Source organism: Actinoalloteichus spitiensis RMV-1378, assembly GCF_000239155.1.
Taxonomy (GTDB): domain Bacteria; phylum Actinomycetota; class Actinomycetes; order Mycobacteriales; family Pseudonocardiaceae; genus Actinoalloteichus_B; species Actinoalloteichus_B spitiensis.
Genome location: NZ_AGVX02000397.1, coordinates 1 through 10986, shown reverse-complemented (window position 1 = coordinate 10986; position 10986 = coordinate 1). Strand labels below are relative to the sequence as shown.

Here is a 10986-nt window from a genome sequence, read left to right as displayed (position 1 = left end):
GGCCCCCCCGCCGGTCGGTCACCCGGTCGGCGGGCCCCGCCAGGTGGGGCCCGGTGCGGTCGCGTGGACCGTCGCCGTCCACCCCTGGTCGGGGCGACCGCGCACCAGTGCTCCGGCGGGTCCGGGGACGCCGTGACGCGGCGCGGTCGTGGACGCGGTTCCCGGCTGGCGGGGGGCTGGAGGCGGTGTGACCATGATCTCCCGACCCCCTGGCTTTTGGTGGGGCCGCACATGGTGAACAATGGTGACCGTACGTGGAGGGGAGTATTCCTTCGCGGCGGCATCGTCATCACGGCGCTCGACGCCCGGTGTCGTCGATCGGCCCCAGCCGGTGGAAGAGACCTCCGGTGGTCAGCTGTGCCTGCGCACCGGAGGAACGAAGTCAATGGACATCCCCCACTGGTTGTGGTTCGTCACCATCGCCACCCTCGTCCTGGTCGTGCTCCTCGACCTCTTCATCGTCGACCGCAAGCCGCACGAGGTCTCCATCAAGGAGGCCGCGATCTGGTCGACCGTCTACATCGTCGCGGCGATCGTGTTCGGCGCCGGCATCTGGTACTTCTCGGGCAGCACGTTCGCGGGGGAGTTCTTCGCGGGGTACGTGACGGAGAAGGCGCTCAGCGTCGACAACCTGTTCGTGTTCGTCATCATCATGTCCAGCTTCGCGGTGCCCGCCATCCACCAGCACCGGGTGCTGCTGATCGGCATCGTGATGGCGTTGATCATGCGTGGCGCGTTCATCGCGGCCGGTGCCGTGGTGATCGACCGCTTCGCCGCGGTCTTCTACCTCTTCGGCTTCTTCCTCATCTACACCGCGTGGAAGCTGGTGAAGTCGGGGGACGACGACAGCTTCAGCGGTGACAACGCGGCACTGCGGGCGGTGCGGAGGTTCCTGCCGGTCACCGAGAAGTACCACGGCGCGAAGAGCTTCGTGCGGATCGACGGCAAGCGGTGGGTCACGCCGATGTTCGTCGTGATGATCGCGATCGGCAGCGCCGACCTGCTCTTCGCGCTGGACTCGATCCCGGCGATCTTCGGTCTGACCCAGGAGCCCTACCTCGTCTTCACGGCCAACGCGTTCGCCCTGATGGGGCTCCGGCAGCTCTACTTCCTCATCGGTGGACTGCTGAACCGCCTCGTCTACCTCTCGATCGGCCTCTCGGTCATCCTGGGCTTCATCGGCGTGAAGCTGGTGCTGCACGCCCTGCACGAGAACAACCTGCCCTTCATCAACGGCGGTGAGGGCGTCCCGGTCCCCGAGGTGGGCATCGGCGTGTCCCTCACCGTCATCGGCGTGGTCCTGGTGGTCACCACCGTGGCCAGCCTGCTCAAGGTGCGCCGCGACCCGAGCGCCATCAAGCAGGTGGAGAGGCCGCCGTCCGTGCCGGAGGCGGACGGCGAGGGCGCCGCGCCCGCCGGTACCCCGGGGGAGGGCGCCGAGGAGGGTGGCGCGGGAGCCGGCCGCACCGGACGTTCGGAGGAGCGGGGCGGGGACCAGCGCTGAGCGCTGCTCCCGTCCCCGGTACGCCGGCTGGCCCGTGCTCCGGGTCGGCCGGCGAGTTGCCGGAACTTTTAGTACGTCTTGCTAAGCATCCGGTAGGTTGCGCCTTGTGCGTCCAGACGACCTCTACCGACAGCGCTCCGCCCGCGGGGTGGCCCTGCGCGAGGACCTGCTGATCGTCGCCACCGTGCGGCCCGACCGCGAGGAGAACTCCTACCTCGGAGGGCTGCACCGGCTCCCCCTCGACGGCGGGCCGATGACCCCGTGGACCGAGTCGGAACGCGACCAGGCGGCGAGCATCTCGCCGAACGGGCGGTGGGTCGCCTTCCTGCGGTCGGGGAGCACCTCGGAGCGGAGCTGGGAGCAGGCCCCGCAGCTGTACGTGATGCCCGTCGGGGGCGGTGAACCACGGCGGCTCACCCAAGCGCCCCTCGGCGCCGGGGCGCCCGTCTGGAGCCCCGACTCCACGCGGATCGCCTTCACCGCCCGCGTTCCCGAACCCGGCCGGTACGGCACCGACGAGGACGTCGCGCCCGACGAGGAGGCGCCGCGCCGGATCACGACCTTCCAGTACCGGCTCGACAACATCGGGTTCGTGCTGGACCGGCGGCAACGCCTGTTCACCGTCGATGTCGAGGACCGCGGGGCCGAGGCGCGGGAGGTCGCCGGCGGCGACTCCTACGACGTGCGGGACCCCGCGTGGACCCCCGACGGCCGCCGGCTGGTCTTCGTCGCGCCGCGCGACCTGAACGCGCACGACACCCTGCACGACGACCTCTACGTCGTGCCGGCGGAAGGCGGGGCACCCCAGCTCGCGGTCCGGAGCCAGGGCAGCGCCCACCGGCCGCTGGTCACGGCGGACGGTGTCCACTACTACGGCACCGAGTTCCGGGGTTTCGACTCGGTCGCCAGGAACATGGGCCTCTGGCACGCCGAGCTCCCGGCAGCCGGCGAGGTCAGCACCCCCACCCGGCTCACCGACCGGGAGACCGTCGACGTCGAGGTTGTCCGCCCTGCCGTGCCGACCTCGGAAGGCCTGCTGGTCGCGGTCCGCGTCCAGGGCTCCGTTCAGCTGCGCCTCGTGCCCCCCGGCCCCGGCCCGACCCCCCTGGAGAACCTCCGGCTGGTCGGCGACGCCCAGCAGGTGGTCACCGACTTCGACCACTGCCCGAGGACCGGGGTGGTCGCCGCCGTCGTGTCCACCACCTCCCGGCCGGGGGAAGTGGCGCTCCTGCCGTTGACCGGGGACGGCCCCCAGCCCCAGCGGGTGATCACCGACCTCGGAGCCGAGCTCGCCGAGAGCGGTCTGGCCGAGGTGGAGGAACTGCGGGGCACGGCCCAGGACGGCTACCCGCTGCACGGGTGGCTCGTGCTGCCGGAGGGCCCGGGACCCCACCCCGTGCTGCTCGTGGTCCACGGCGGCCCCTTCCAGCACTACACCTGGGGCTTCTTCGACGAGGCGCAGGTGTACGCCTCCGCCGGCTACGCGGTGGTGCTGCCCAACCCCCGCGGTTCGGCCGGATACGGCGAGAGCCACGGGCGGGCGGTGGTGGGCGCGATGGGTACCGTCGACGCCGTCGACCTGCTCGGCCTGCTCGACCTGGCCCTGGCGCGCCCCGAGCTCGACGAGCGCCGGGTGGGCGTGATGGGCGGTTCCTACGGCGGGTTCATGACGGGCTGGCTGGCCGCCCACCACGGTGAGCGCTTCACGGCGGCCTGGAGCGAGCGCGCCGTGAACGCCTGGGACTCCTTCTACGGTTCCTCGGACATCGGGTGGATGTTCACCCACGGCTACATCGGTTCCGACCCCGAGGTCTGGCGGGAGAAGAGCCCGCTGTACCACGCGGACCGGATCACGATGCCGTTCGCGGTCGTGCACTCGGAACAGGACTGGCGGTGCCCGGTCGAACAGGCGCAGCGCATGTTCGTGACCCTACGGGCGCAGGGCACCGAGGCCGAGTTCCTGCTCTTCCCGGGGGAGGGGCACGAGCTGAGCAGGTCCGGGCGGCCCCGGCACCGGGTCCAGCGGTTCGAGGCGGTGCTCGAGTGGTGGTCCCGCTGGCTGCCGGTGGCGCCCGCGACGGACTGACCTGGGAGGTCGGCGGGAAAACCCGTCGCCGGCCCCCCTCGCGGTGGGTGATGCTGATTCCCATGACTGAGCGCGCAGTACGTTGGACCGTTCGTCGAGCCACTCCCGACGACGCGTCCGACCTGGCCAGAATCAACGTCATGGCGTGGCGGCGGTCCTACCGGGGCCTGCTGCCCGACGACTTCCTGGACTCGATGACCCAGGACACCAGGGTCCCGGGCTGGGAACGCTGGCTCGCCGTCCGCGGACCGGGCAGCGTGTTCGTCGCGGTGGACCGGCAGGGCCGGGTCGGCGCCTACTGCGGCGTCGCCCCGGTCCGGTGCGAGCGCGACGCCCGGCCGGGCCTCCTCACCGCGGAGCTGGTCGCGATGTACACCCACCCCGAGGTGGCCGGGACCGGGGCCGGGCACGCGGTCCACGAGGCCGCCGTGAACTACCTGCACGCGCGGGGTTTCGAACACGTCGTGTCCTGGGTGCTCGCCGGGAACGAGGAGGGCGTGCGCTTCTGCGAACGGCACGGCTGGCGGCCGGAGGGCGTGGAGGCGGAGGCGCCCATCGGTGGCCGCACCGTCACCGAGGTCCGCTACGGGCGCGCCACCCGCCCCAGCTGGCTCGGGGACAGGAACCACCCCCTTTCCGCCGCCGGCTGACGCGACGTCCCGACCTCAGCCCCGGCCCCGGCCCCGCCAGCGCTGGCGGGGCCCCGTCCTCCCGGTCCGGGCCGGTTCAGTGGGAGAGCGTGTAGTCCAGTTGGTGGCAGATCCGGCCCAGCGGCAGGTCCAGCCCCGGGTGGTCCAGCGGGATGAGCAGGTCGGGATGCTCCGGAATGGCGCTTCCCGCCGGCGGGTCCCAGAGGCAGACCGCCGGGTTGCCGGCGTCCATCGAGGAGCGGTACCAGAGGCCGTCCAGGTCGTCGTAGGCCCGCCGGATGGCCCGGGCCCACGCCTGGGTCTCCTCCTTCGGGCCGCTGCTGATGGCCTGGGACGCGCCCGCCCTGGTCGGCCACAACCCGGCCACGTCCAGCAGCTTCAGCGTTCGGCTCGGCCGCAGCACGACGAGCTGCGGGGAGCGGGTCCGCCGGTCCACCACCGAGGACGACTGGAACACCTCGGCCACGCACGTCCGGATCGACAGCGCGAAGTAGAGGACCCCGTGCCCCGCGTCGTCGACGGGCCGGCCGTCCGGGGGGAGCGGGTGGGAGTCGAAGCGCGCGTGCGGAAGCGGTCCGGTGGTCCGGAAACCGTTCCAGGTCTGCGGGTGCCGCCCGGACGAGGTGAAGACGCGCACCAGCCGGGTGGCGTGGTGCACCGCGACGATGTCCTCCGACCTGCGCAGCAGCGCGCGCAGGGTCGCTGGTTCTGGCGGCTGGGGAAGCCGGGACATCTCGGCGCCGATTCCAGCTCGGCGCGGTCACACGGGGCGGCCCAGCAGAGCCGCCAGCTCCGCCACGGCCTCGGGGGCACCGCCGGTGAGCAGCCACCGCCGCGGCGTCACCGGACGGCCCTCCACCAGCAGCGTGGCCTGCGGGGTCATCATGAAACCGGCGACCACCAGGTCGGACTGGTCGTCGGGCACCGCGGCCAACACCTCCGCGAGCCCCGGGAGGACGCCGATCTCGGTGAACTGCCACGCGGGCAACCGCCAGCCCCCGCGCCCGCGCCACCCGGTCACCCGGCCGGCGGCGAGCCTGGCCTCGACGTCGGCGACCCCGACCCGCAGCCGGTCGGCCGCCTCGGTCAGGGTCAACGCGGAGTCCAGCAGCACCGCTTCGGCGGCGACCGTGCCCGCCCGGTAGTCCGGTTCCTCCGGGTCCAGCGGACCCAGGTCCAGGCCCACCTCGGTGAGCACCCGCTGCTGGTCGGGGGACAGGAACGCTCCCGGGTCGGGGTGCGGGGGCGTCAAGCGGCGCGCGGCGTCCTCGACGTAGGCGAGGAACTCGCTCGCGTTCACCCGCAGCCCAGCCCGTGCGAGGGCCGCCTCCAACCCGGGAGTCATGCTGTTCAGGGTATCCCGCATACGGCTCATCGTCCGGGCCGAACCGACAGCCGCCGGGTAGCCGGGCCTCGACACACCCGGCGGGGCATCGGGTTTCATCCGGTCGACTGGCGGGGATGACGGTGCGCAGCGCGGATCCGGCGCCGCTCACCCCCGGGACCAGCCCCCGCACCGGCGGTGGTCAAACCGACAGGTCACCCCCCGCGCCGGTGCGGATAGCATGCACCGGGCGGCCGGCAGGCCGCGTCACACCGGTCCGCCGGGGTCGTCGACCGCCGGCAGCAGCGATGGAGGAGTCACCGTGTCCCGACCGCAGGCCCCCGTTCCCGAGCCCACCCCGCTGGTCGTGGTGGCCGCCGGGACCACCGCGGGCAGCGCGGTGCGGGAAGCCGGTCTTCCCGGCAAGGGCCCCGACGCCGTCGTGGTCGTCCGTGACGCCGAGGGCCGGCTGCGTGACCTCTCCTGGGCCCCCAGCGAGGACACCGAGGTCGAGCCGGTCGCGGCGGGCACCGAGGACGGTCGCGCCGTCATCCGCCACTCGGCGGCGCACGTGCTCGCCCAGGCCGTGCAGCAGCTCTTCCCGGAGGCCAAGCTCGGCATCGGGCCCCCGGTGAAGGACGGCTTCTACTACGACTTCGACGTGGAGCGGCCGTTCACCCCCGAGGACCTGCGCGCGCTGGAGAAGCGCATGAAGCAGATCATCAAGGGCTCCCAGCGGTTCTCGCGGCGTGTGGTGGACTCGGTCGAGGCCGCCCGCGAGGAGCTCGCCTCGGAGCCGTACAAGCTCGAACTGGTCGACCTCAAGAGCGAGGTCGACACCTCCGAGGTCATGGAGGTCGGCGGCGGTGAGCTCACCGTCTACGACAACCTCGACCCCCGGACGGGGGAGCGGGTGTGGGGGGACCTGTGCCGGGGGCCGCACGTGCCCACCACCAGGCACATCCCCGCCTTCACCCTCACCAGGGTCGCCGCCGCCTACTGGCGGGGCAACGAGCGCAACCCCCAGCTCCAGCGCATCTACGGCACCGCGTGGGAGTCGACCGAGGCCCTGGACCGCCACCTCGAACTGCTCGCCGAGGCGGAGCGGCGCGACCACCGCCGGCTGGGCGCCGAGCTGGACCTGTTCAGCTTCCCCGACGAGGTCGGCTCCGGTCTCCCGGTGTTCCACCCCAAGGGGGGGTTGGTGCGCCGCGAGCTGGAGGACTACTCGCGGCGGCGCCACGAGGAGGGCGGTTACGAGTTCGTGTACTCGCCGCACATCACCAAGGGCGCGCTGTTCGAGACCTCCGGTCACCTGGGTTGGTACCGGGACGGCATGTTCCCCGCGATGCACCTCGACGAGGAGCGGGACGAGAACGGCGTGGTGCGGCGGCAGGGGCAGGACTACTACCTCAAGCCGATGAACTGCCCGTTCCACAACCTGATCTACCGGTCGCGGGGCCGCTCCTACCGCGAGCTGCCGCTGCGGCTGTTCGAGTTCGGCTCCGTCTACCGCTACGAGAAGTCCGGCGTGGTGCACGGTCTGACCCGGGTGCGCGGGATGACGCAGGACGACGCCCACATCTACTGCACGCCCGACCAGCTCCAGGACGAGATCCGGTCGCTGCTGACCTTCGTGCTCGACCTGCTGCGGGACTACGGGCTGGACGACTTCTACCTCGAGCTGTCGACCAGGAACGAGGAGAAGTACGTCGGTTCGGACGAGGACTGGGAGCGGGCGACCGACGCGTTGCGGGCGGCGGCGGAGGCCTCCGGTCTGGAACTGGTCCTCGACCCGGGCGGCGCGGCCTTCTACGCGCCGAAGATCTCCGTGCAGGCCCGTGACGCCCTGGGCCGCACCTGGCAGATGTCCACGATCCAGGTGGACATGCAGCTGCCCGACCGCTTCGACCTCGAGTACACGGCGCCGGACGGGTCCCGGCAGCGTCCGGTGATGGTGCACCGCGCGCTGTTCGGGTCCATCGAGCGGTTCTTCGGGGTGCTCACCGAGCACTACGGTGGCGCGTTCCCCGCGTGGTTGGCCCCGGTGCAGGTGGTGGGCATCCCGATCGCCTCCGACCACGTCGAGCACCTGCTCGGGGTGGCGGAGGAGTTGCGGAGCCGGGGCGTGCGGGTCGAGGTGGACACCTCCGACGACCGGATGCAGAAGAAGATCCGCACCCACACCACCCAGAAGGTGCCGTTCATGGTGCTGGCGGGTGCGAACGACGTCGAGAACGGCGCGGTGTCCTTCCGGTTCCGCGACGGCGGTCAGCTCAACGGTGTGCCGGTGGCGGACGCCGTGGCCGCCATCGTCGACTGGATCGGGCGTCGGGAGAACACCTCGCCGACGGCCGGGACCTTCGAGCCGGCGGGGGCGGCGGGATGACCGAGTTCGAGGAGCAGCGCGGGGTGGGGGTTCCCGACGCGCTCCAGCGGCTGTGGACGCCGCACCGGATGAGCTACATCCGCGGTGCGGACAAACCCGCGGGTGACGACGAGGCCGGTTGCCCCTTCTGCCGGGTTCTCGGCCTCACCGACGAGGACGGGCTGGTGATCGCGCGCGGGCGCACCGTCTTCGCCGTGCTCAACCTGTACCCGTACAACCCGGGTCACCTGATGGTGCTGCCGTACCGGCACGTCCCGGACTACACCGACCTCGACCCGGCGGAGACCGTCGAGTTCGCGGAGTTCACGCAGCGGGCGATGCGGGTGCTGCGGGCGGCCTCGGCGCCGCACGGCTTCAACCTGGGCATGAACCAGGGGGCGGTCGCCGGCGCCGGGATCGCGGCCCACCTGCACCAGCACGTGGTTCCCCGGTGGGGAGGGGACGCCAACTTCATGCCGGTGGTGGGGCACACCAAGGTGCTTCCCCAGCTCCTCGGTGAGACCAGGTCGCTGTTGGCCGACACCTGGCGGCGCACCGCCTGACCAGAGCGTGCGGGGCCCTCAGGGGCGGAGGATGACCTTCGTCCAGCCGTCGTCGCGCCGGTCGAAGTGTTCGTAGGCCTCCGGGCCGCGCTGGAGCGGTAGTTCGTGGGACACCAGGAACGCCGGCTTCGCGCGGCCCTCGTGGATCAGCGCGCGCAGCTGCCGGTTGTAGGTCTTCACGTTCGCCTGCCCGGTGCCGATCCGCTGCCCCTTGAACCAGAACTGGCCAAGGTCGAAGACGGCCTTGCCCTCCCTGCTCAGCTGGTCGGGGCCGCCGGGGTCCTGGGGGAGGAAGAGCCCCACCACGCCGATGGCCCCGGTGGCGCGCACGGCGCCGACGAGGTCGTTCAGGGTGGAGGCCGGCTCCTCCCGGCCGTCGGGGTCGTGGGCCTGGTACCCGACGCACTCGCACCCCTTGTCCGCTCCGGTGCCGCCGGTGAGGTCGAGGACCTGCTCCACGGCGGGACCGCGGGAGTCGTCCACGGCGATGGCGCCGATCTGGTCGGCGAGCTGGAGGCGGTCCGGGTGGCGGTCCACGACCATGACCTTCGACGCGCCCCGCAGAAGCGCGGAGTACGCGGCCATCAGGCCGACCGGTCCCGCCCCGAACACCACGACGGACTCCCCGACGGAGACGTCCGCCAGCTCGGTGGCGTGGTAGCCGGTGGGGAAGATGTCGGAGAGCATGGCGTAGTCGGCTTCCTTCTCCTCGGCGTCCGGGGGGAGCACGAGGCAGTTGAAGTCGCCGTAGGGCACCCGCAGGTACTCGGCCTGACCACCCTGGTAGGGGCCCATGCCGGCGTAGCCGTAGACGCCGCCCGCCGCCCCGGGGTTGACCGTCAGGCAGAACCCGGTGCGCCCGTGCTCGCAGTTGGCGCAGAAGCCGCAGCCGATGTTGAACGGCAGGCAGACCCGGTCCCCGACCCGGACCCGGTCCACGCCCGCCCCCACCTCCACGACCTCGCCGAGGTTCTCGTGCCCCAGCACCCGGCCGGGCTCCAGGTCGGTGCGGCCCTCGTACATGTGGAGGTCCGAGCCGCAGATGTTGGTGCTGGTGACCCGCACCAGCACGTCGGTGGGTCGTTCCAGCCGCGCGTCGGGGACCTCGGCGACCTTCACCCGCCGGGGTCCCTCGTACACCAGTGCCTTCACCGTGACCTCCCGGTCCCTCGGGTGACGGCCCGGTGGCGTCCCGCGTGCGCGCCGCGGGGCGCACGCCCTCGGTTGACGTCGGCGGGACGGGCGGGCCGTCCTGTTCGCGTGTCCACCCCAGGGGTTCCCGCCGTCACGGGACGAATGCGTCGCGACCGGAGGGCGGGGGCGTGACCAGGAGGGGAGGTCGTGGGTCGGTGGCCGGCTCGGCCGGTCCCGCTGACCAGGTCAGGCAACGGCCCGCCGCACGCCGGGGCCGGCCCGCCCCTCCGCCCGGGTGGGAGCGTCGAGGCCGCCCGTCGGTGGCACTGTCCTGTTCGGTGGGTGGTCGACCCCACGCCAGTACTGCTATATAGGGAGAGGTCTGCCGTCGATCGCTCGCCGAGGCCGGCTCGTCAGGCTGGAGCGGCGGTCTTTCCTGCTAACAGGTCTGGACTACCTCCTGCGATGCTCAACATCTTCGCCCGCGCACCGGTGTCGCGGCTCACGGACCCGGTCGGCGCGTGGCTGGTGCGGCGGGGACTGTCACCCAACGCGGTCACAATCCTCGGCACGGTCGGCACCGTGGTCGGAGCGCTCTGGCTGATCCCGACCGGCCACCTCTTCCTCGGCGCCTTCGTCGTGACGCTGTTCGTGCTCTTCGACCTGCTCGACGGGGCGATGGCCCGGGCCAACGGCGGGGGCACGAGGTTCGGGGCGGTCCTGGACTCCTGCTGCGACCGGATCGCCGACGGCGCGCTGTTCGCGGCGATCACCTGGTACTGCTTCGTCCTGGCCGAGGACACGACGCTCGCGGCGCTGGCCCTGGTGTCCCTGGTCAGCGGGCAGGTCATCTCCTACGTCAAGGCGCGGGCCGAGGCGTCCGGGCTGAGCGCGGACGGCGGGCTGGTGGAACGCGCCGAACGGCTGACCTTCGGGCTCGTCGGCGTGGGGCTGCACGGTCTGGGAGTTCCCTACGTGCTGCCGGCGTCATTGTGGCTCCTCGCGGTGCTCTCGGTGATTACGGTGGTGCAGCGGCTGGTCGCCGTGTACCGATCCGCGAAGGAGAACGCAGCGTGAGTGACACGGTCGCGAGGGGGGACGGCTGGCGGGCCGCCCTGGCGGACAGGGGCTACGCCGCCGGCTGGGCGCTCGTCCGGACGGTGCCGCCACCCCTCGCCGACCGCCTGTTCACCTTCGGCGCCGACCTGGCCTTCGAACGGCGTGGCCGGGGTGTGCGGCAGCTGGCCCGCAACCTGCGCCGGGTGGTGCCCGACGCGGGACCGGCGGAACTCGCGGCGCTGGTCAGGACGGCGATGCGCTCCTACGCCCGTTACTGGCGGGGGGGGGTCCAACTGCA

At 72.2% G+C, this 10986-nt stretch carries 10 protein-coding genes; 7 read left to right on the top strand and 3 right to left on the bottom strand.

The window, feature by feature from the left end; translation table 11 throughout:
- Positions 1 to 385 precede the first annotated feature (385 nt).
- From ACTIDRAF_RS0217305 to ACTIDRAF_RS0217295, 3 genes are all read left to right on the top strand, one after another.
- Positions 386 to 1504 (top strand): TerC family protein, encoded by a 1119-nt coding sequence (locus ACTIDRAF_RS0217305; RefSeq protein WP_016699984.1) that lies wholly within the window; start codon positions 386 to 388, stop codon positions 1502 to 1504.
- Between the two features lie 106 nt (positions 1505 to 1610).
- The gene (locus ACTIDRAF_RS0217300) at positions 1611 to 3590 is read left to right on the top strand and encodes a S9 family peptidase (RefSeq protein ID WP_039787864.1); all 1980 of its coding nucleotides are present in this window, start codon (positions 1611 to 1613) and stop codon (positions 3588 to 3590) included.
- A gap of 62 nt (positions 3591 to 3652) precedes the next feature.
- Positions 3653 to 4240 (top strand): GNAT family N-acetyltransferase, encoded by a 588-nt coding sequence (locus tag ACTIDRAF_RS0217295; RefSeq protein WP_157163099.1) that lies wholly within the window; start codon positions 3653 to 3655, stop codon positions 4238 to 4240.
- Between the two features lie 76 nt (positions 4241 to 4316).
- Here the strand turns inward: ACTIDRAF_RS0217295 and ACTIDRAF_RS0217290 are convergent, their stop codons facing one another.
- Both ACTIDRAF_RS0217290 and ACTIDRAF_RS0217285 read right to left on the bottom strand, forming a co-directional pair.
- Entirely contained in the window at positions 4317 to 4973 is a 657-nt protein-coding gene (locus ACTIDRAF_RS0217290; protein WP_016699981.1) for an RES family NAD+ phosphorylase, read from the bottom strand.
- Between the two features lie 27 nt (positions 4974 to 5000).
- Positions 5001 to 5606 carry a hypothetical protein gene (locus ACTIDRAF_RS0217285; RefSeq protein WP_016699980.1) on the bottom strand — a complete coding sequence of 202 codons (606 nt, stop codon included), beginning with the start codon at positions 5604 to 5606 and terminating at the stop codon, positions 5001 to 5003.
- A gap of 280 nt (positions 5607 to 5886) precedes the next feature.
- Here ACTIDRAF_RS0217285 and thrS point away from each other — a divergent pair, with 280 nt between their 5' ends.
- Positions 5887 to 7953, top strand: coding sequence for a threonine--tRNA ligase (gene thrS / locus ACTIDRAF_RS0217280; protein WP_016699979.1), 2067 nt, complete (start codon positions 5887 to 5889; stop codon positions 7951 to 7953).
- A complete protein-coding gene (locus ACTIDRAF_RS0217275; protein ID WP_016699978.1) occupies positions 7950 to 8495 on the top strand; it encodes an HIT family protein in 546 nt (181 codons plus the stop codon). Before thrS ends, ACTIDRAF_RS0217275 begins: the two co-directional genes overlap by 4 nt.
- Before the next feature lie 18 nt (positions 8496 to 8513).
- Here the strand turns inward: ACTIDRAF_RS0217275 and ACTIDRAF_RS0217270 are convergent, their stop codons facing one another.
- Positions 8514 to 9647, bottom strand: coding sequence for a glutathione-independent formaldehyde dehydrogenase (locus ACTIDRAF_RS0217270; RefSeq protein ID WP_016699977.1), 1134 nt, complete (start codon positions 9645 to 9647; stop codon positions 8514 to 8516).
- 447 nt (positions 9648 to 10094) lie between these two features.
- Between ACTIDRAF_RS0217270 and pgsA the strand changes: the two genes are divergently transcribed.
- Positions 10095 to 10706 (top strand): phosphatidylinositol phosphate synthase, encoded by a 612-nt coding sequence (gene pgsA, locus ACTIDRAF_RS0217265; protein ID WP_016699976.1) that lies wholly within the window; start codon positions 10095 to 10097, stop codon positions 10704 to 10706.
- The coding region (locus tag ACTIDRAF_RS29480; RefSeq protein WP_039787861.1) for an LpxL/LpxP family acyltransferase at positions 10703 to 10986 on the top strand (284 nt) is incomplete at its 3' end. The genes pgsA and ACTIDRAF_RS29480, both read left to right, overlap by 4 nt.